The sequence below is a fragment of the Clostridium aminobutyricum genome (assembly GCF_017255415.1).
Lineage (GTDB): Bacteria > Bacillota > Clostridia > Peptostreptococcales > Anaerovoracaceae > Aminipila > Aminipila aminobutyrica.
Genome location: NZ_JAFJZZ010000001.1, coordinates 454,165 through 474,318, shown reverse-complemented (window position 1 = coordinate 474,318; position 20,154 = coordinate 454,165). Strand labels below are relative to the sequence as shown.

Below are 20,154 nucleotides of genomic sequence, written 5' to 3'. Positions count from 1 at the left end.
TAAAAATGTTCGTAATTAAGTTGTGAGAGCAAGGCTCAAAATTTTAGGTGCATAAAACTCAGTCAGCAAGTCCGAAATACCAGACAATTTCAACCGCTGATTTAAGTTATTTGTACACTTATACTGCATTGTAAGAAATTACTTTGTTAATGCATAGTTTTCTGAATACACTAAGGGACGGATTTAGCAATCCGTCCCTGTCATTTTCTTATGCTTTGTAATATCTCTATACAACTGATCCGTTACTTTAATCATTAAAATTCATGTATCACCTTTCTTTTTAATCATCTATTGCCGTAAATGAATCTACTCTAATAGAATGACCAAAAGTGTTTGTAAGTGCATATTTATAATATTTACCTGGATCAATTAAATATACATTATCCATATATACACCTAATTTTCCATACCAAGATTGTCCGTTTACTTGACTAAAAGAGCCAAGATCAGTAGCATAAAATTTAGGACTCCATATCGATACACCAAGGTACTCAACATCTGTGCCATCTGATATAGAAGCATAAAATGTCATTTTCCCACCGTCATACCAACAATCCTTTGTACACGCCATTGTTCCTCCGGCTGGGACTACTACACCTTCGCCGATAGTAAAGTTTGGCTGATAAACCACATTCCCTTCAGCATCATAAACAATAACACCGCTACTTAACAAATTAGTCTCCGTACCACTTTCTTCAGCAAAAGCTGTCACAGACATACTCATGCTCATAATCAAAATCATGATTGTGGAAACTATAAAAGCTCTCATATGTAATCTACTCTTTATCATTTTTCTTCATCCTTTCTTAACTTTTTCAGATTAAAATAATTGATCAGTTTTTTGAGATTTTAATCCATTTTATTACAATTGGTTCTGTAGATCCTCTAAACAAATAAAAATGATATTGACCTGATTCGGGCACAACATATTCAAATTCTTTTTCTGAATCTACAGAAGTCCCTTCTCCTAGATTATCAGTCATAAAAGTTTCTCCATCCTTCAATGCACCAAAATAAATCTGTCCTACATGATTGTAATATTCTGTATCCACATAGGTATGAAATTTAACCTTATCACCTTTTTTCAACGTCCAAGGGTTATCATTTTCGTCTGAATAAATTGCTATTTCTGCATGTTCTAAAACATGCGGTTCAATATGATTATCGACAGTACTTAGATAGATTTCTTTTAAAGCACCTTCTGGAGTCGATATCGAAATTCCAAGGTCCACACATATAGCTTCGTAATTCACTGAGCCATCTGGGTTCTGATATCTTGGATTTTCTTTCATTTCTTTGGTTACTATAAAGTAATCATTATTGTTTACTGTTTCGCTGCTTAATTCTTGATCTTTTTTTTCAATGGCATTCTTCAATTTCTGTTCATATCCCGGTTGCTGTGTGAAATCACTGGCGCTACGGTTCATTCCATAGGATATAATAATGGCAACGAAAACGACTCCCACTATTATAAATAAAACGTTTTTTTCTTTATTATTTAAAGATAATTTCACCCTTCTTAATCCCCCTTTTAAATTTGTATAATTTCTATTTATACAAAGTATAGCTTAAAACAATTATGTTTTGTATACCTCTGTATAATAAGTAATTATATTGTATTAAATGTATTTTTTTGTAATTTGATGTATTGTTTTTGCCATTTTGTGTAAATTTATTGCAGTAAAAAAGGTTTACCTCCTCTCATCAAAGTTGAAGGTAAACCTTTTTATTTAAGTATTGAATTATAAATGTTATTATATAGTCCATATTGATTAGTAGTCAGAGTACAACCACATTTGGGCTGGCTATTCATAGTCATCGGGCAATGGCTTTTTTATAAGACTTTTTAAGTTGTCCGGTAAAGAATAGCTTTTTATATGATTAAATTCCTTCAATTTAACATTGCCTACGTAATCAGCTGAAAATGTTATTTCATCTGTACCGATCGTATCATGCGGACCAACGAACGGCTCGCATATAAACGTAATTAAAATCGTTGGATTGGTCGGTTGATCTGAACTTATTTTTTTAACCGTTACACTATAATAATCTACTCTTGGATTTATCGTAAGATACTCATCGTAAAAGCTATTAGAAGCCTCTTGAATACTCTTTAAATAAGTGTTTACTAGTGCCATATTATAATTATCTTGCATACCGGTTGATTCTGATGCAGATATATTTTCTGAACTATGAAAGCCATACAAGCAAAATAATAGAATCATAAAAATGATGATTAATCTTCTTTTCATAATATCCCCCAGATTCCAACATATTTCTAAAGGAATTACTATACAGCCAACAAGGCACGCTTCAATATCTTATTGGAATTTTAGATTGATTGATTGATATATTATCTGGATAACCGTTATCTGCAAGAAACCGTTTAAGGCCATTTTCTGCTAATCTGGTCTCCAGCATAGGGGAAAGCGTAATCGAGTGAATGGCTGATTTATCCAATTTTAAAGTACAGTGTGGGACGATGATCCCTTCTTTCACATTATACCCTGCGTTGAGTAATGAATTGTCTTTCTCGGTATAATCTAAAGGCAATTTAATAACAAATCGATATTCACTTTCTCCGGCAAACGCTTCATCTTTGAAAAATAAGCGTGCAATTTCTAAAAAGGATAAAATTTTTTCCTTCGCGGAAGCATATAGCTCATCCTTATACAACGTATCTCTGGCACCTTGAGATTTAATCTTTTTTAACTTTTGATTTAAATCCAAGTCGATTGATTGAATACCATTTTCGAGGTATTGGATTTGCTCACTTTCTTTATACATGACTTTACCGTACAGCAATTCAACATTCTCATTTTTAAGGAACGAAAAACTTTTTAAAATCGAATTCACCGTAAGGCCAAAATTATATCCCTGGTAATTTCCGCCTTTCACATAGTAGTTCCACATATTTAATGAATCTTGCAGCTCAGTCGTACAAAATATGTAGTACCTGTGTTTAAGAAAACGAAATTGTAATTGTGTACTTATATCCGAACTGCGTTCTACTACCAATTTCTCTGTCTCATAGTTGTCATTAAACATATTGTCAATCATGGCTGGTATTTCATCATCAAAAAGATCGTCCCCAATATCTTCAAGAGCTTTTCTTAACGGTTTCCATATATGTACATACTCCGATTTGTCATTTAAAAATTGACAATCTGTGAAACGAATATGATGCTCTTTCAAAATATCATGTAACCCCGACGGAGATGTGTAATGATAAGTCGTAATGCTTCGGCCTTTATTCCGTTGGTCTTTATCCGGATTAAAAGATTTAATTTTTGCAGCTTGTTTGGATAGCATATCAGCATCTCCTTTCCTGCTATATCAAACACCAGAACTTAAAGGTTCTTTATCCTATCATATTACATTCGATATACTTATATATTCTTATTTCATCAACTCTATTTATAATTTTTGCTTTAAATTAGCAACTTCTTTCTGTGCTTCACTTTTATTAAATATCGCGTATCTGAAAAATGCAAAGCCGTCCACTTCTCCTGTCGCTCGAGCTGTCAATACTTGTCTCGCAATGATATCATCGTAACACAGCCATTCTGATACCGAATTGTTGTCAGAGACATTGCATCCTGCATTAGCCATATTCAAGCCGATATACAATTTTGCATTTCCCTTCGCTGCCAAGTTTATCCACGTATTTAGATTATTCTCATAGGCATACGCCGCAATATTTCCGGAAGCATCCCGTCTCTCAAAGCCCCAGTAAAGCTGCGGCATGATGTAATCTACATATCCTGAATGGGATAGCCATGTATCGATATCCACAAAGTTGGCATCATTTCTACGCAAATTATCTACATTTCCAGCAGGACTGATTCCAAATTCAACGTCAGGGTTGATTGCTTTCACTACTGTATAGACATCTTGAACCATCTTATTTACATTATTGCGCCGCCAGTCTGCAATGCTTAGCGTACTTCCTGAAGCATCGTATTCCGGTTTGTCAAAATATAATGAGGAATCCTTGTCATTGACAGACGGATAAAAATAATCGTCAAAATGAATACCGTCCACATCATAATTAGAAACGATTTCTTTCACTCCGTCTGCTACCATCTGTCTCACCTGCGGAACTGACGGATTTAGATAGTATTCTCCCTTATGTAAAAGGACCCATCGGTCATTGGAAGGATCATTATCAGAAAGCCAAACTTTTGCTGGATTACTTGCTGCCACCTGCTTCCAATAGCAGCCATATCCCGTCACCCTATATGGATTCAGCCACGCATGAAATTCAAGTCCCCTGTTATGAGCTGCCGAAATCATATATTTAAGCGGATCGTAACCCGGATCAACGCCCTGGGTTCCGCTGACAAAGTTCGACCATGGATAATACTGCGAAGGATACATGGCATCGCAGTGTGAACGAACATGAACGATAACAGCATTCATACCCAAATCTACACATCTGTCAAACATTGTATCTATAGCAGCCTTAAACCCGGCTTCATCTTTCGGCATTTCCATATATTCAAGGTAGGAAATCCACATAGCATCCAATTCACCGCTACGAGATATGATCTCCCCTTGATCGGATTCAGGGACACCTTCATTAACCGTCCCGTCTGTTCGGACAACAACAGTTCGGTTTGCATCATCCCATGAAACCCCTGCGCCAAAGGCCTGCAGAACGGCCCTGATCGGCAGATAAGTTCGTTCATCCTTAATAACGGCAACTGTATCATTTAACACAGATTCACCATTTACAAGAATATATTCCTGTCCGATGGGTACCTGCACCGTCGTTTCGTCTTTTACAACACTGGCCGTACGATTGTCATTATCCCAAGAAACGCTAGCGCCAAAAGCTTCCATTACCACGCGAAACGGAACCAATGTCCTGCTGTTTGAATCGATGAACGGCTCCCCGTACCCGCTTTGAAATACAACAGCTTCACCGTCAATCGTGACTCCCAAGTCTGACGCTGCAAATACAGGCTCCTGTCCCCAAGGGGCAATACACATTGCTGCGACCACTAAAAAAGCAACCATCCCAACTATTACCTTACTACAAATCTTAAAACTCTCTTTCTTGTTCAACTTTCCTTCCCCCGCTACATTTTTTGTTATAAAGTTCTATTAAAATACTTCCTATTTATTGCTATATTATAACATTATTATGAAACCCCAGTATATGGATAAAGGAAAAATGATTTATAAAAGTAATAAAACCTTGGGACTTATCCCAAGGCTTTATTAAATAGTTATTCTCTGGTTTATATAATCTATCCTATCTTAAATAGTTGCTTTTGCTAATAGTAACAGCTTTTAAATTAGGCAATTATTCTCCCATCTTTTCTAGTTTTTTACCTAAATCGGCTAACTTTTTTTTCCCCATGTCTTCAAGCTCATGCCTTTTGTCTTCAATTTCATCGCCGACTTCATCCAACTTTTTGGATGTCATCTCGACTAAGTCCTCCGCGTTCATTTCTCCTAAATGCATATCTTTCACAATATCACCTCCTTAGGATTATCCTAACCAAATACTTTACGAGTATGTAATTAAAAATATAATAAAAATATATTGACCAATTTAGTTGTTTGATATAAAAGCGTTTTCGATTTATTATATCTCAAGGAGTCTTTTCTCATACAACGTATAATCACTATATTTTACAATAAGGCTGTTTTTACCGCTCTTATATACCTTAGCATTTTTGATCAATCGATTTGCCTGATTATTTTTCTCCGGCTTCTGTATGGAGCCGACTACGCTTTCAATCGTTCCAATCTCAATTAATGCATCAACGTTAATATCCAACACCGCCGATGATTGAGTATAAAGATTTCCTTCAAATACAATCATCGGCGATAATTCATCACCAATTTTCGTAAGTTTTTTATAATTATAACCGGTCAATTCTACGGTTGTATTTGAACTATAGGTATCCTCGATACCGTCCATTGTCCAATCAAATTTTTCATAGATTTGGCGCTTTATTAAAAGGCCATCTCCATTGATCCAATAGATTTCACGATGTTCACGAACCGTATAATTTTCTTCTTCCCTATGAATTTCTTTCGCATATTTTGCAAAAGTTTCACTGGTTGTCAACGTGTATTTGGTAAGGGAACCTTCCTTCTCCTTGGTGATTGAGGCAATATATTTTTCATTATCTACTATCTTGGATGGCACCGCCATCATGCTTAAAGCACCATTCGGTTCATAATGATTTCGATTCGTCCCGCTGATATCTTCCCATTCATAGGGTTTTGTTCTTTCTGCTATAGATTGTTCAACCGGTATTGCCAAAGAAAGCCTGCCTTGTACTTGCTTCGTCGCAGAGTATTCGGATTTTCCGGTTTGCTCATTTAACGCATTTCTTTCCTCCAAAAAATCATACCCCTTCCGATTCAAGATAAAGGTGATGAGAGAGGTATTCTTTGTCATTTCATTATTCAGTGATTCCACTGCATGATTTTCAGATCTCATCATGGCATCAACTTCTAATGTACCGTTTTTTAGTTTCGAAAATTGTCCAATTCCTTGACGTATTTGTTTCAGATTAATTTCCGTGCTATCCGTGCTATTCATTCCCTGTTCTTGCATACTGCAACTGCTTATTCCAAGCAAAATCACAACGGCCAGAACAATGGCAGACAGTTTCTTTCCCATTTTACTTTGTTCCTTCTAATTTTTCAAATTACCATATCCGTTTTGCGAATCAGTCTTCTTTACAAATATCAAATAGTTCATCTATAGCCGGTAAGCGCATATTAGGAGCTAATGTAATCATGTTTTCATTTTTGAGCTTCCAGCCTGCCGGAGGCTTATCATAAACGATTTGTAAGTAAAAGCTTCTATCTCTTAGTTTGGATTTATTTAATTCAGCCATATCTTGTAACCTATCGTAATACTCTTTCACCAAATCGTCTGAAAAAATATCATTCATCAGAGTTCCAATTCCCCAATACCATGATTCAAACGATTTTTTTATATCTTCACAAAACTTTGTGCCGGCAAGATTCATATTGAATAATATATTAAAGGGGAATTTATTGTTCTCCCAATAATTTATATCAATGTCTATCTTGATAAGCTCTTCGTTTGAATTTTCAAATTCAGAGATTTCATCAAATATATGGTTCCATAAATTCTTTGCTTTCCAATTAAATTCTTTGTCACTCAATAATACGTTATTTTCGATCGGCAACCAAGGAAACCGATAATGTTGAGATTCTTTATGGTTTATGTATAAATTGCTGACATAGACAAGAAAGTTTAAATTCATTGAGCTTACATTAGCCAATGTAAAACCGTTCATTGATATTACCTCTTTTTTCTTTATTAAAGTAAATTAATTTTTTATTAAAATCTCACTGTCCATCAATTGCTTCTCATCAGGAATACTGCTTTTATATCTTAATTTCACCATCCTGTTTATAAACATAAATAGCTCATATCCAAAGATTATACTCTCAATCATGGAAAGTGCCGGCGCGGCAACTAACCAAAAACTAGGTATATAAAGCGGTATATTTACGCCTATTAAGAAATATATCAAGTAAGACATTTCTATTATCGTAGCTAAATAAAAAGCAGGAACCCCAATCAAGATGAATTCTAAAACGGCTAGTTTTCTGGTGAATTGATATCGACTGCTTATCCATACTAACAAAGCTAAAAATGCACCAATTATCATTAGGAATATAGGTTTTACTATTATTACAGAAGGAATATCGAAGGTTCGCATCCTATATTGCCTTATCCATAAATCTACAGAGTAATATGCATATAAAAGAAGTATTATTAAGACATCCCATCCAATATAAAAACAAATCTTTTTTTTCATTTTTATCCCCCCTTGAGTCTAATCTTTATAGCGCATCTAATAAATTACAATGGAAATTGCTAGTCCCATCCCCTGTCCTTATATTTTATTAGGCTTCCTATAGAATATCAACGTTTATTTAAGCAGCGCCAAACACTTCGCCAGTTAATCATTCATTAAAGCAGCCGCCTTTGCCTCAGGAATGGTTCTTTATCCGTTCAATCACACGTTAAAACAGCCGCCTTAGATTAAGTTCTTGGAGCGGCTGGTAAATAATTTATTTCACTTTTTTGATATTTGTCTTCTTATGTGAGAGATAATTAAATTACTCCCTCTATAAGTAGAAATCCGAACGAAAGAATAGTATCCACTATGCAGTGAATGTTCATTTAAATTTAGTAATCGTTTCGAATGCAGCCGCAAATTTCATCATATCTGTTTTCATAACATCCTTGATTACTTTTATTCTTTTTTCTTTTTTCTCTTTCATCGTTAATATCATTTACACCCTTAACAAGGTTACATAGACCTTCTTCAAGGTCTTGCAGTCCTTCACGAACGGTTTCTAGCCCTTCACACAGGCAGCAATTTTGGAGCTGACACAAGCCTTGCTGTACAGCCTCGACACCATCTTTGATATCACAGACGCCTTGTTTCATACTCTTATTGCTTCTGTAATCACATTCAAATTCAAAATCTCTTAATCCGTCAATCACACTGTCTATGCCTTCTTTGGCTTTACAAGTTCCTGTTTCGATACCTTTTATGCCTTCACGAATCCTGCAACAACAGATGGTATCAAGACCATTCTCGATCCCTTTAATACCTTCTTTGAGGTCACAAATGCCCTGTTGTATATTATCTACTCGATTGCATTCGCAGTCGCAGTTACATTGTCCATTTTTATACATTTTTTCATCACCTTTTTATATAATATTACCTAAGATAGGTATGGTATAATTATATGAAGAAGTGAACAAAAGTGTTAAAAATATACCCTTTAGCAATATTCCTATAGCCTTTCCTTCATCTTACGCTATCGTAATACACATTTCAACAAAATAATAGCTATTTTGATCCCCTGTTTAAGATCAAGCCCTTTCGCTGGCATTCGGAGCAATAACCGTACATATCCAGCTTATGCCCTGTGATGATAAAATCGGTCTTCTCTTCCAGGTATTTTTCATAGTCTCCCAACGGGCAATTCTCAACGGACAATATCTTTTTGCACCCTATGCAAACCAGATAATGCTTATGCTCTCGATTGTTGTATTCAAAGACAGCTTTATTTTCATTTGTAACGGTATGCTTCAAGATCAGTTGCTTATCCTGTAAAGTTTCCAGTGTTCTGTAAACCGTAGACAAATTAATCGAAACGTTTTTTTCTTTTAGCGCATCGTATAGCTGCTCCGCAGTCACAGGCTGCTTTGCCTCCCTTAAGAATTCTAAAATAGTGGTTCGGTGCTTTGTCTTTTTTAAGCCGCTTTCCTTTAATAAATTCTCATATTCACAATTATTCTCCATCTGCCCATTCTCCATCATCTTCACTATTCTGGTATTTTTATCAAGCGGTCTCTCTTCATCTTTCTGTTTACAAAGCGTGCTCCATAACATACAAGATAGCACAAAACGGATAAAATGACGATAGAAGCCCCCGATGCAATATTGGTAACATAGGAAATCCATAAACCTGCCAAGCAAAAAATAGTGCCGAAAATAATCGCATAAATCATTCGGCCCTTTAACTTCGCGGAAAAATTCTCCGCAGCTGCTGCCGGAGCGGTCAATAAGGATAACACGAGGATAATCCCCACGACACGAATAAGCACTACTACGGTCATCGCAACAAGTATCAACAGCAGGTATTCAAGAAACGCCGTTCGGATACCGATAATGGAAGCAAATTCTTCATCGAACAGATAAGCCTTCCAATCATTAAATAGGGCGATTATTACAGAAACGACCACGATTGTCATCCCCAATATTAAATATAGATCGGATCTGGTCACGGATAAAATGTTTCCAAACAAATAAGAAGTTAAATCAGGCGGGTAACCCTTCATCAAAGAAATGAACAGAATTCCTAACGCCATTCCAAGGGACCAGAACATCCCGATCACCACATCGGAGCGTGCTCCGCCCCTCCTCTTTATAAATCCAATGCCTAAAGCAGCACAAACGGAAAAGAGAAAGGCCCCTAAAATCGGTTCAAATCCCAAAAGATAGCCAAGACCAACTCCTCCATAGGAAGTGTGTGCAATACCGCCGCTCATCATCACAAGCTTTTTTTCTACTATAATTACACCGATGATCCCGCAAACGATACTTGCAAGAATCCCTGCCAATATGGCATTTTGTAAAAATTGATATTCAATTATTGCAGCAATCAAATTGTTTAACCTCCTTGTGAAAATCCAACGCTTTATGAGAGGCATCGGGAACAAGCAGATCAACCGAGCAGCCATAAAGGCTTGTTACAATCTTTTCTGTCAGCTCCGGTTTTCCATCATAAACCAGCTTCTCATTTAGACAAACCAGCTTGTTCACCTGCGAAGTCACCGTCATCAAATCATGCGTGACAAGTATAATGGTCATTTCTTTATTTAATTCTCCAAGCAGGTTATAGATTTGTTCCTTCGAAGCGGCGTCCACGCTTGCTGTAGGTTCATCAAGGATCAACATCTTCGGATTAACAGTTAACGCTCTTGCAATGAGCATCCGTTGAAATTCTCCACCCGAAAGTTCCGAGATTTGCCTATTGGCCAGATGTTCAATGCCTACTTTTTTCAACGCTTCGTAAGCACTTTCTTTATCCTTGGATTGAAATTTGAAAAATGGAGAAAGTCCTTGATTCAGTCTCCCGGTCAGTACAACTTCAAGCACTGAAATCGGAAAACGTTTATCCATTGCAGCGATCTGAGGAACGTAACCTATTAATTTTCTGTTCTTACTGATTTTTTTGCCATAAATCTCAATAGTACCGCTGCTGATAGGAGTAAGCCCTAAAATCGCTTTTAAGAGTGTGGTTTTACCGCCTCCGTTCGGACCTATGATTCCTAAAAATTCTCCTTCTTCCACGTCAAATGACGCATCTATAATGGCGGGCGTTTGTCCGTAATATACCGATAGATTTTCTATCTTAACAGCTGTTTGCCTCACCGCATTACCTCCGCCATCGTCTTTGCCATTTCTTTCAAATTTTCAATATAGTCTGCTGCCAATGGCTTTAACATCATCGTTTTGCCTCCTATCTCTTCAGCAAAGGATTCGGATTGACTGCTGTCAATCTCCTCTTGATAAAAAATAACTTTTATCTGTTCTTTCTTGGCAAGATCAATCATGTCTTTTAAATGTTGTATCGTCGATTCCTTTCCTTCTTCTTCCAACGCGTACATCTGTAATCCATAATCCTCAGCAAGATAGCCGAAAGCAGGATGATAGACGATGAACTTCCTGTTCTTTACCCCTTCCAGCGATACTGCGATTTCTTGATCCAATTGGTCCAGCTGTTCTATATACTTGTCTGCATTCTGCCTATAAGTTTCCTTATTTTTTTCATCAAGCTTTCCCATTTCTTCGGCTATTGCGTCTACCATGACTCCAGCTCTTTTGGGGGAAAGCCAGATATGCGGATCTCGTTCCCCTGATTCAAACCTTCTGTCCGGATAAATTTGAGCTACTTTGTCCTGAAGGGCTACCACCTTTACCTCTCCGGCATTGGGCAATATATTGGCCGTTTCGGTAGGAACTCCCATCGCAAAATAAACATCCGCCTTTGAAAACTTTTCTATCTGCTGCGGTGTAGGTTCATAGTTTTCCGGACTGCTCCCGGGAGGAACCATCGTAACCACATCCACTAAGTTTCCACAAACCGCCTCGACAAAAGTTTGTTCCGGAACGATAGTTACGGCAACAATCATTTTATCTGTACCATTTTTCTCTTTCGCTTCATTCTCCGCTGCATTATTTGAACAACCTGTCAATAAAAACAAACTTACAATAAGTATGGAGCAAGTCAGCATTCCTAACTTTTTTCTTCGATTCATCCCGATTCCCTTTCTAGTATCTTCTATCATAAAACATCTTTAATTATGCAAGTAATTCGCATTTGCACTAATATTATACTGCAATCTTCCTTATTTTTCAAATAGTTATAGAGTGGTTTTACTATTTTTATATCCAAATCAAACCATCTTGAATCTTTTCATACTACAAATTTATAAAAATTAATAAAGCGGATTTGCGTTCATCCTTTAAACACAAATCCGCCCGATATCTTTCTATATCAATTATTTTTCTATCCTCTTGGCTTGGATAGGCTTTCTTCTCCGATTTCTGACGGGAGAGTTTCTTTTACAGCTTTTGAATTATTGTATAAGAACCCGCAGCTTATGGAAGTCAGCGGAATCGTAAATAATATGCCGATGCTTCCCGCCAAAGCTTGAAGAATTTCCACCACAATCAATTCACTGTTCATCAAATCTTGAAGCGATCCGGAGTGAATCAGAAGCAATAATATGACCGAAAGAGAACTTCCGATGTATGCCAAAATAAGAGTATTGGACATGCTTCCTACAATATCCTGTCCTATTGTAATGCCGGATTTTATGGTTTGGTGAATCGATTTTTTATGCGCATGCTCGTGAACTTCGCGTAAAGACGCTGCAATATCTACTGCAATATCTAAAATCGCCCCCATTGCACCGATGGTGATGGCAGCAAAAATAATCGCTTTCAAGTGAATCGGATCTTTTGCATCTAAATAAAGCAGATAGAGCGAATCTTCGTCTATCAAACCACTCAACCTAAGTATCTCGCTCATCATGATGGTTAATGTACTTACCACAAACAGACCTCCGCAGCATCCGAGAGCGGCAGCTAAGCTTTTCGTGTTTGGTCCCTGAACAATCAACAAAGCCATAAACGTTATAAAAAGACAGGTTGCAATCGAACAGACATAGATGTTAAATCCGGATAGGACTGCCGGAATAAACACAAAAAATATCGTTGAACAGGTTAAAACCAACGATATGATGGTTCGAAAACCTTTGCTTCTGCCAAAAATAAGCAATAAAACAGCAAATGCGGCTGCAAGCCATTTCAGTTCCGCTAATCGGTTAAAATCATACATAAACCACTTGGTTCCGATGTCATAACTAGTGGCATCTCCTAAAAATATTTTATCCCCTTTTTCTACAATTCGAACTTGTGAACCCATATTAGGGTCCAGCATTTGACCGGCGGTTACCACTTTACCGATATTTTTACCTTCTGTTATTTTACAGGTAAAGGTTACTATATCATTTTCTGAGTCGTTTTTCAGTACCTTTACTACCGTTGCTTCGGCAGTGATCAAGTTGCTCTTTTCATCAAAAAAGGACGTTTTGCCCATTGCAATTCGGTTCCCTACTATTAATAACAAAATCGAACCTACTATTGCAATCAATATAATTAGATTTTCTTTTCTTGTTTTTTTCTTCACGTATTCTCTCCTTAACTAAATCCTTGTTTCATTTAAAATTACAGCGAGTTTACATTCAATTATTCATTCTCACCTTTAATGAAATTAAGGATGCTAAAGAAATGATATACTTAAAAAGCTGGGGACCCTTTTCTGAAAAACTAGCTTTAGCCAAAAAAGCCAATAAAAAGATACCTATTCCATCCCCTATATCTCTGGAGATATTAAATAGCTCTTTTAAATGCTCGCAGACAGTGCAGTGGTTTCTGCTGCATTTATGATCTCCATTGGAAATACCAAAACAAGTGCTGGATAGGATCGTAAATAGAATAGCCATGCACACCACGCCTGCAAATATTCGATTATACCATTTCCGTTTCATCCTTCTACCCCAAATTCACAACTTGTCAGCTACCATTGATCCGTATATTTTATCCTCCTCTATTGCCCTTGTCAAATTACAATCTTAGCTATTCATTTCTATAAATAATTCATCATCCAATAAATATCTTTCAAATTTATTCAAATTCTTTAAAATATAGGAGATCGCAATTGCAGTCAGCGGAATAACCAGCGTACAACTGATACAGCTAACAATAATATCGACAAATTCCTGACAGAATGCTTTGGAATTAATCACTTCCAATATGGAATAGTGGTACGTCTTTAATAATACGAAAAGTGCCAAAGATTCTCCGAGACAGGCAAAATATAAAGTATTTACCGTTGCGCCTAAAATATCGCTGCCAATATGAATACCGGATTTGAACAACTCCATTAAGCTTAACAATCGATTATTTTTATATACTTCATAAACAGCAGAGGATACAGCGATGGAAGCATCCATCGCTGCTCCGATCAACCCCGTAATAATCATGGAAACGGCTATTTTTGACATATTAATATTAATATCAGGGGATAGCATGGCGATTTCATCTTCATACCGTATAATTTCGTTGACTCCCCCTAAATGGGCCTTATATCCTACGTAATAGGATAACGAAAATAAAACCAGCAGAACAAGGATGACCGAACAGAAAGATGCTATTGTTTTAGAATTTTTCCCATTTTGATAAAACAACGTAATATAGCATATGACTAAACAACTGATAAATGTAACGATCACAGGGTCCCATCCGTAGGACATCAATATAATTGAAATCGAAAGAACTGCAATATTAAAGCAAAGGGATTTAAAAGTTATGATGCCACGGCTTCCGCCAATCATATAAAGCAATAGGACTAACATTACTGCTAATACTTTTATCATATGGACCTCCTTAATTTCTTAAAAACAATAATGGATACAGTCAAAGAAATGGGTATTGTTAGGAGTATCCCAATACTTCCAATCATAAATCCATATAGCTCCATTGGTACCTGCCATATTATAATGGTATGTAATTCAATGTTATTTTTCATTTTTAAGATAATCAGAGGAATGATTCCGCAAATATAGGTAAACAGCATAATATTAATCATCGTTCCCATGATGTCATGTCCCACTTCACGACCCGAACTTATTAAATCCTTTATGGATATTTTGCTATTTATATCAACTAATTCGTTGATTGCCGATGCCTCAGTGATCGCAATATCCATGATGGCTCCTAGCCCCCCAATTAATATTTGCGATAGAAAAAGATCCGACAAATAATTTTGACCTGCAATATACCCCATATAAGTATAATCAACGCCTTGCGTAAACACCATGAAAATTTTGAAAAGTATCATCGTAAAAGATAATGAAATCAAGGTTGAGAGTATCGCAGCAAAAGTTTTCTTTTTTAATCCGCTGATAAGAATCAAGGAAAAAAAAGTAAAGAAAAGTGCAAGACATATACTGATTACCCATATGTTATGCCCTTTATGATTTAAATTCAACGCATAACATAAAACCGCAATATTTGCCGTAAGAGAAATAAAAGTAAAGAAAGCTTTCTTTTTTGTTATCATAAAAAGAAACAAAATAAATAAGGCTAATAGAACAGCCATATATTTATCTCTTTTAAAGCCGATAATGGATCCGGTTATTTTCCCATTGTCAACGGAGTCGATTTTAATAAATACTTCCTCTCTAGCTTTATATTTTTCATCCAATACACCTGACGAAGAGTATTTATTTTGCAAGAATACGTTCTGTCCCAGATAGTCTCCGTTCATGATAACCCCAATAACAACTTGATTAAAATATTTTTCCTTCGCACTGCTCTCCTTTGATTCTTCGCTTAATGAATTTTCTACGGTTTTAATTTTGACGATAGTGGTATCGTACCAATTATAATTATGAAAGATTGGTACAACTCCTGTTATTAGAATAATGCTCACGATTAAATACAGTATTATCTCCTTTTTCTTTAACGTTTTTATTTTTTTAAATAGAATGCCTATTTGATTTTGTTCTATTACCACGATTTTACTTCCTTTCAAGGTATATCTTGACTGTCTTTTGATTCTACGCTCATCCTTGTCACTCCGTTCATTTTACATTAATTTTTCGTAGGATAAAAGTCTTAGTATAAGAGAATACTTTTAATATAAAAAAATGTAGAGGTGATTAAAATGGATAATAAAACAAATAACAACACTCAGACAGCAACTAGCGATGCTAAGAATGAAACTGGAGCTCAAAGCATGACTAACGCCACAAAGGTTGGATTCAACAATACTCCGGTTCACACGACAAAGAGTGAATCAAAGAACACTCAGGGTCCTACAGATTGCTGCCCAAGATAGTTCCCTAAAGCTTTTATTTGATACAAATTCCATAAAATTTGAAAAAATATTAAATAATCCAGAAATGTTGAATTTTAAGCTCCTATCACCTAATTATCTCTTTCATAATTTTTAAATTTGAAGACATAATAATAGACGGAGGTGATTAAAATGGAAAACAAAATGAATAACAGAATGGAAAATAAGATGAACAACAAGATGGAGAACAATATGAACAACAAGATGAACAACAAAATGGAAAATAAGATGAACAACAAGATGGAAAACAAAATGGACAATAAGAGCAATACTACAACAAATAATGCTCAGAATTGTACTAGATAATGACAATTTAAACAATGCTAGAACTGTAACTATATACTATTACAAATTGGAGCATAAGAGTAGCTATTAATAGCTACTCTTTTTAAAAGGTGTAAAATATGTTACTCATTAAAAACGGTAAAATACTTACTATGGCGGGTTTAACCTTAGAATCCGGTTCCATATTAATTAAAGATAAGAAGATAGCTGAAGTTGGTAAAGATATCAATATTAATCCAGGCGAAATAACTGAAACGATCGATGCAGAAGGACTCTGGGTATTGCCGGGTCTGATAGAAGCTCATTGTCACGTAGGCATAACGGAAGAAAAAAAAGATTTTGAGGGGGATGATTGCAATGAAATGAGAGACCCAATAACGCCATATATTAGAGGTGTTGATGCAATTAACCCAATGGACTCTGCATTTCATAATGCAATTTGTTCTGGCATCACATCCGTTATGACGGGTCCGGGAAGTTCAAATGTAGTGGGAGGTCAATTTGCATTTATTAAAACAAACGGTCGATCCATCGATAACATGCTGGTGCTTGAACCTGCGGCAATGAAAATAGCCTTTGGTGAAAATCCAAAATCCAATTATAATGATTTAGAAAAAATACCAACAAGCAGAATGACGATTGCTGCTTTATTAAGAGAAGAATTATTTAAAGCAAAACAATACCTGAAAGAAAAAGAAGATAGCGAAAAAGCCGGAAAACCTTTTGAATTAAATTTCAGGCGTGAATGCTGGCTCCCAGTTTTGAATAAAAAAATACCATTGAAAGCCCATGCACATAGGGCGGATGATATTCTGACGGCTATAAGAATTGCAAGAGAATTTGATGTTAATTTAACTTTAGATCATTGTACGGAAGGCTATTTAATCGGAGAAATCATTAAAGAATCAACTTTCCCAGTTATCTTAGGGCCGTGCCTTACTTCCAGAAGAAAAATCGAAGTACAGAATATGGATTTTAAAAACGCGGGAATATTATATAAAAAAGGAATTAAGATTGCTTTAACAACAGACCATCCTGTGACTAGGATTCAATATTTACCGATTTGCGCAGGATTTGCAGTAAAAGAAGGCCTTCCGATGGAAGAAGGTTTTAAAGCAATTACGATTAATGCTGCTGAAATCTGTAATGTTTCAGACCGAGTTGGAAGTATAGAAGTCGGAAAAGATGCAGATATAGCAATATTTGATGGGAATCCTATGGAAGTGTTTACAAATACGATTTACACAATTATAGACGGTCAAATTATTTATGATAAATTTAAAAGTAAAAATAAAGTCACAAATGATTGTATAGCTCATTAAGCTCCTCTTATTTAAGGGGCGCACTTTATCTATATGATAATCTATAGAGAATAAAAAGTCTATATTTTTCTTATTTTCTAATTTATAATCTTCCTTGTTGCAACAAAAATTTAGTTAGAAAAGAGATGAATTATGAGTAAGAAAAAGATAGCGAATATTCCATTTGGTCCATATATTACTGTTTTAGCAGGTTCCACCATCGACGGAAAACCGAATTATGCCACCGTCGGAGCATATGGCGTTGTAAGCCAAAAACCCGTACTTTATATTTCCTTAAAGAATTCCCACTATACAACGGCAGGAGTGGTGAAGAATGGTTTTTTCAGTGTCAATATACCCTCCTCCGAGTTGATTAATGAGACTGATTATTGTGGAATAGTTTCCGGTAATAAAGCGGATAAATCAAAGGTATTTGAGTCATTTTATGATGAGGCCGGAAAAGCTCCAATGATTAAAGAATGCCCTATTAATTATCTTTGTAAAGTCATACAAACTATTCCCATATTTGATTTTACAATGTTTCTTGGCGAGATTGTTGCAGTATATGCAAATGAGGACTGCTTAGAGAACGAAAGACCAAATGCGCTGAATATTAAGCCAATCGTGATGATGAACGCCGAATATTTTGATTTAAATGAAAAAATAGGATCTGCATTTAAAGCCGGAGACGGGTATCAAACTACTACAAAATAAGTAACCATCCTCAAGTAAAGTACACCTCTAAATCTTAGATTTTTTGTCTATTATTTAGGGTGTACATTTTAAGGATGAACAAGCTCAATCAGAAATTCTTAAAATCCTAAATCTGATTGATTAAATTTACCATTTCAATAGCACTTACCGCACAATCATATCCTTTGTTGCCTGCTTTTGTACCTGCGCGTTCAATAGCCTGTTCAATATTTTCTGTTGTTAAAACGCCAAACATAACAGGAATACCCGACTCAAGAGCAACATGTGCTACACCTTTTGATACTTCACTGCATACATAATCATAATGAGTGGTCGTGCCTCTGATTACTGCACCAAGACAAATAACTGCATCGTATTTCCCTGAATTCGCCATCTTCCCCGCAATAAGAGGAATTTCAAAAGCTCCCGGCACCCAAGCAAGTTCAATGTTTGATTCTTCCACATTGTGTCTTGTCAAGCCATCCAGTGCACCGCTTAACAGTTTGGATACGATAAATTCATTGAATCGTGCCGCAACAATTCCGATCTTAATATTATTTGCTACTAAATTTCCTTCAAATACCTTCATTTTCATTTTATTTCTCCTTATCGTTTTAAAATAATATCCTATTAAACTATCCTATATTTCTATTGAAGATTTAAAATATGCCCCATCTTATCCTGTTTTGTCTTCAGATAAAACCGATCAAATGGATTTGCTTCCATTTCAATCGGAACTCTCTCTGTTACTTCGATTCCATTTTGCGTAATCTGGTTCACCTTATCCGGGTTATTGGTCATCAATCGAATTTGATGAATACCCAGATCTTTAAGCATTTGCGCCGCTATCGAATAATCTCTTAAGTCTTCATCAAACCCTAAGGCAAGATTAGCCTCAACCGTATCCATCCCTTTATCTTGAAGAGCATAGGCTTTTAACTTATTAATCAGACCGATGCCTCTTCCTTCTTGGCGCATATAAAGCAGCACGCCATTTCCTTCGCGAGCGATTTGTTCCATAGCTGCAGCGTATTGATCTCCGCAGTCACATTTGATTGAACCTAATGCATCTCCGGTTAAGCACTCGGAATGGATTCGGCAAAGTGTCGGTTTGTGTACATCTATGTTCCCTTTCACTAAGGCCACATGATGTTCTCCGTTTATTTTATTGATATAACCATACACTGTAAATTCTCCATATTTAGTCGGCAGCTTTGTTCCAACTACCTGTTCAACAAGTACTTCCGTACGCTTTCTGTATTTTTTCAATTCATCAATCGTGATAAAAACAAGCTCATGTTCCTGTGCGAATTCAATCAATTCTTCTGTCCTCATCATATGCCCGTCTTCTCTCATGATTTCACAGCACAGTCCGCATTCTTTCAACCCGGCAAGTTTTACCAGATCAACCGTCGCCTCCGTATGTCCTTCTCTTTCAAGCACCCCGTAAGGCTTCGACAATAAGGGAAACATATGTCCGGGCCTTCTGAAATCACATGCTTTTGCACCTTCTTCCACACATTTCAATGCAGTCAGTGAACGTTCCGCAGCAGAAATGCCTGTAGTGGTATTTACATGGTCAATGGAAACCGTAAATGCTGTTTCATGATTATCTGTATTTTTACTAACCATCTGATGAAGACCAAGCTGATCGGCGATTGTCTTGCTCATCGGCATACAAATCAAGCCTTTTGCATAAGTAGCCATAAAGTTCACATTTTCTGTCGTTGCAAACTCTGCAGCACAAATCAAATCCCCTTCATTCTCTCTGCCTTCATCGTCTGTTACAAGAATCATTTTCCCTTGTCTTAATGCGTCTAACGCTTCTTCAATTGTATTGTATTTAAACATCCTTTTT

23 protein-coding genes are annotated in these 20,154 nt (G+C 36.2%); 3 read left to right on the top strand and 20 right to left on the bottom strand.

The window, feature by feature from the left end; translation table 11 throughout:
• Nucleotides 1–280: 280 nt before the first annotated feature.
• The 18 genes from JYB65_RS02360 to JYB65_RS15185 form a co-directional block, all read right to left on the bottom strand.
• The gene (locus JYB65_RS02360) at nt 281–790 is read right to left on the bottom strand and encodes a hypothetical protein (RefSeq protein ID WP_206581016.1); all 510 of its coding nucleotides are present in this window, start codon (nt 788–790) and stop codon (nt 281–283) included.
• 43 nt (nt 791–833) lie between these two features.
• The gene (locus tag JYB65_RS02355) at nt 834–1,514 is read right to left on the bottom strand and encodes a hypothetical protein (protein WP_206581015.1); all 681 of its coding nucleotides are present in this window, start codon (nt 1,512–1,514) and stop codon (nt 834–836) included.
• 291 nt (nt 1,515–1,805) lie between these two features.
• Nucleotides 1,806–2,252, bottom strand: coding sequence for a DUF3888 domain-containing protein (locus JYB65_RS02350; RefSeq protein WP_206581014.1), 447 nt, complete (start codon nt 2,250–2,252; stop codon nt 1,806–1,808).
• A 61-nt stretch (nt 2,253–2,313) separates the two neighbouring features.
• Complete coding sequence (locus JYB65_RS02345) at nt 2,314–3,312, bottom strand: DUF2971 domain-containing protein (RefSeq protein ID WP_206581013.1); 999 nt, start codon at nt 3,310–3,312, stop codon at nt 2,314–2,316.
• 105 nt (nt 3,313–3,417) lie between these two features.
• Nucleotides 3,418–5,070: a family 10 glycosylhydrolase gene (locus JYB65_RS02340; protein WP_206581012.1), complete on the bottom strand. Its 1,653-nt coding sequence runs from the start codon at nt 5,068–5,070 to the stop codon at nt 3,418–3,420.
• A 241-nt stretch (nt 5,071–5,311) separates the two neighbouring features.
• A complete protein-coding gene (locus JYB65_RS02335) occupies nt 5,312–5,482 on the bottom strand; it encodes a hypothetical protein (protein WP_206581011.1) in 171 nt (56 codons plus the stop codon).
• A gap of 114 nt (nt 5,483–5,596) precedes the next feature.
• Nucleotides 5,597–6,646, bottom strand: a complete 1,050-nt coding sequence (locus tag JYB65_RS02330) for a hypothetical protein (protein ID WP_206581010.1) — start codon at nt 6,644–6,646, stop codon at nt 5,597–5,599.
• A 49-nt stretch (nt 6,647–6,695) separates the two neighbouring features.
• A complete protein-coding gene (locus JYB65_RS02325) occupies nt 6,696–7,295 on the bottom strand; it encodes a hypothetical protein (protein WP_206581009.1) in 600 nt (199 codons plus the stop codon).
• 33 nt (nt 7,296–7,328) lie between these two features.
• The gene (locus JYB65_RS02320; protein ID WP_206581008.1) at nt 7,329–7,823 is read right to left on the bottom strand and encodes a hypothetical protein; all 495 of its coding nucleotides are present in this window, start codon (nt 7,821–7,823) and stop codon (nt 7,329–7,331) included.
• Between the two features lie 374 nt (nt 7,824–8,197).
• Entirely contained in the window at nt 8,198–8,713 is a 516-nt protein-coding gene (locus JYB65_RS02315; protein WP_206581007.1) for a hypothetical protein, read from the bottom strand.
• Between the two features lie 157 nt (nt 8,714–8,870).
• On the bottom strand, nt 8,871–9,326 hold the full coding sequence (locus JYB65_RS02310; protein ID WP_206581006.1) for a Fur family transcriptional regulator: 456 nt from the start codon (nt 9,324–9,326) through the stop codon (nt 8,871–8,873).
• A gap of 23 nt (nt 9,327–9,349) precedes the next feature.
• Nucleotides 9,350–10,192, bottom strand: a complete 843-nt coding sequence (locus JYB65_RS02305) for a metal ABC transporter permease (protein ID WP_206581005.1) — start codon at nt 10,190–10,192, stop codon at nt 9,350–9,352.
• Nucleotides 10,173–10,961 carry an ATP-binding cassette domain-containing protein gene (locus JYB65_RS02300; RefSeq protein ID WP_206581004.1) on the bottom strand — a complete coding sequence of 263 codons (789 nt, stop codon included), beginning with the start codon at nt 10,959–10,961 and terminating at the stop codon, nt 10,173–10,175. Before JYB65_RS02300 ends, JYB65_RS02305 begins: the two co-directional genes overlap by 20 nt.
• A complete protein-coding gene (locus JYB65_RS02295) occupies nt 10,958–11,878 on the bottom strand; it encodes a metal ABC transporter solute-binding protein, Zn/Mn family (protein ID WP_245156558.1) in 921 nt (306 codons plus the stop codon). Before JYB65_RS02295 ends, JYB65_RS02300 begins: the two co-directional genes overlap by 4 nt.
• Before the next feature lie 221 nt (nt 11,879–12,099).
• Complete coding sequence (locus tag JYB65_RS02290; protein WP_206581003.1) at nt 12,100–13,284, bottom strand: YibE/F family protein; 1,185 nt, start codon at nt 13,282–13,284, stop codon at nt 12,100–12,102.
• Nucleotides 13,285–13,339: 55 nt separating this feature from the next.
• Nucleotides 13,340–13,645: a hypothetical protein gene (locus tag JYB65_RS02285; protein ID WP_206581002.1), complete on the bottom strand. Its 306-nt coding sequence runs from the start codon at nt 13,643–13,645 to the stop codon at nt 13,340–13,342.
• Nucleotides 13,646–13,729: 84 nt separating this feature from the next.
• Nucleotides 13,730–14,533, bottom strand: coding sequence for a YibE/F family protein (locus JYB65_RS02280; RefSeq protein ID WP_206581001.1), 804 nt, complete (start codon nt 14,531–14,533; stop codon nt 13,730–13,732).
• Nucleotides 14,530–15,675: a YibE/F family protein gene (locus JYB65_RS15185; protein ID WP_206580999.1), complete on the bottom strand. Its 1,146-nt coding sequence runs from the start codon at nt 15,673–15,675 to the stop codon at nt 14,530–14,532. The genes JYB65_RS02280 and JYB65_RS15185 overlap by 4 nt, the downstream gene beginning before the upstream one ends.
• A 474-nt stretch (nt 15,676–16,149) precedes the next feature.
• Here JYB65_RS15185 and JYB65_RS02270 point away from each other — a divergent pair, with 474 nt between their 5' ends.
• The 3 genes from JYB65_RS02270 to JYB65_RS02260 all read left to right on the top strand — a co-directional run bounded on the left by JYB65_RS02270 (nt 16,150) and on the right by JYB65_RS02260 (nt 18,317).
• Nucleotides 16,150–16,323, top strand: a complete 174-nt coding sequence (locus JYB65_RS02270; protein WP_206580990.1) for a hypothetical protein — start codon at nt 16,150–16,152, stop codon at nt 16,321–16,323.
• Between the two features lie 98 nt (nt 16,324–16,421).
• Nucleotides 16,422–17,624, top strand: coding sequence for an amidohydrolase (locus tag JYB65_RS02265; protein WP_206580989.1), 1,203 nt, complete (start codon nt 16,422–16,424; stop codon nt 17,622–17,624).
• A 132-nt stretch (nt 17,625–17,756) separates the two neighbouring features.
• Nucleotides 17,757–18,317: a flavin reductase family protein gene (locus tag JYB65_RS02260; protein ID WP_206580987.1), complete on the top strand. Its 561-nt coding sequence runs from the start codon at nt 17,757–17,759 to the stop codon at nt 18,315–18,317.
• Between the two features lie 106 nt (nt 18,318–18,423).
• On the opposite strand, the gene ribH is transcribed toward JYB65_RS02260, so the two are convergent.
• Together ribH and JYB65_RS02250 are read right to left on the bottom strand one after the other, a co-directional pair.
• On the bottom strand, nt 18,424–18,885 hold the full coding sequence (gene ribH / locus JYB65_RS02255; protein WP_206581749.1) for a 6,7-dimethyl-8-ribityllumazine synthase: 462 nt from the start codon (nt 18,883–18,885) through the stop codon (nt 18,424–18,426).
• Between the two features lie 59 nt (nt 18,886–18,944).
• A complete protein-coding gene (locus JYB65_RS02250) occupies nt 18,945–20,147 on the bottom strand; it encodes a bifunctional 3,4-dihydroxy-2-butanone-4-phosphate synthase/GTP cyclohydrolase II (RefSeq protein ID WP_206580985.1) in 1,203 nt (400 codons plus the stop codon).
• Nucleotides 20,148–20,154: the final 7 nt, after the last annotated feature.

What these genes read in the sequence shown, in the direction of transcription:
- JYB65_RS02360 (WP_206581016.1), bottom strand. Translation starts at nt 790, where the DNA reads ATGATAAAGAGTAGATTACATATGAGAGCTTTTATAGTTTCCACAATC.
- JYB65_RS02350 (WP_206581014.1), bottom strand. Translation starts at nt 2,252, where the DNA reads ATGAAAAGAAGATTAATCATCATTTTTATGATTCTATTATTTTGCTTG.
- JYB65_RS02345 (WP_206581013.1), bottom strand. Translation starts at nt 3,312, where the DNA reads ATGCTATCCAAACAAGCTGCAAAAATTAAATCTTTTAATCCGGATAAA.
- JYB65_RS02330 (WP_206581010.1), bottom strand. Translation starts at nt 6,646, where the DNA reads ATGGGAAAGAAACTGTCTGCCATTGTTCTGGCCGTTGTGATTTTGCTT.
- JYB65_RS02325 (WP_206581009.1), bottom strand. Translation starts at nt 7,295, where the DNA reads ATGAACGGTTTTACATTGGCTAATGTAAGCTCAATGAATTTAAACTTT.
- JYB65_RS02320 (WP_206581008.1), bottom strand. Translation starts at nt 7,823, where the DNA reads ATGAAAAAAAAGATTTGTTTTTATATTGGATGGGATGTCTTAATAATA.
- JYB65_RS02315 (WP_206581007.1), bottom strand. Translation starts at nt 8,713, where the DNA reads ATGTATAAAAATGGACAATGTAACTGCGACTGCGAATGCAATCGAGTA.
- JYB65_RS02310 (WP_206581006.1), bottom strand. Translation starts at nt 9,326, where the DNA reads ATGGAGAATAATTGTGAATATGAGAATTTATTAAAGGAAAGCGGCTTA.
- JYB65_RS02295 (WP_245156558.1), bottom strand. Translation starts at nt 11,878, where the DNA reads ATGATAGAAGATACTAGAAAGGGAATCGGGATGAATCGAAGAAAAAAG.
- JYB65_RS02285 (WP_206581002.1), bottom strand. Translation starts at nt 13,645, where the DNA reads ATGAAACGGAAATGGTATAATCGAATATTTGCAGGCGTGGTGTGCATG.
- JYB65_RS02280 (WP_206581001.1), bottom strand. Translation starts at nt 14,533, where the DNA reads ATGATAAAAGTATTAGCAGTAATGTTAGTCCTATTGCTTTATATGATT.
- JYB65_RS02270 (WP_206580990.1), top strand. Translation starts at nt 16,150, where the DNA reads ATGGAAAACAAAATGAATAACAGAATGGAAAATAAGATGAACAACAAG.
- JYB65_RS02265 (WP_206580989.1), top strand. Translation starts at nt 16,422, where the DNA reads ATGTTACTCATTAAAAACGGTAAAATACTTACTATGGCGGGTTTAACC.
- JYB65_RS02260 (WP_206580987.1), top strand. Translation starts at nt 17,757, where the DNA reads ATGAGTAAGAAAAAGATAGCGAATATTCCATTTGGTCCATATATTACT.
- ribH (WP_206581749.1), bottom strand. Translation starts at nt 18,885, where the DNA reads ATGAAGGTATTTGAAGGAAATTTAGTAGCAAATAATATTAAGATCGGA.
- JYB65_RS02250 (WP_206580985.1), bottom strand. Translation starts at nt 20,147, where the DNA reads ATGTTTAAATACAATACAATTGAAGAAGCGTTAGACGCATTAAGACAA.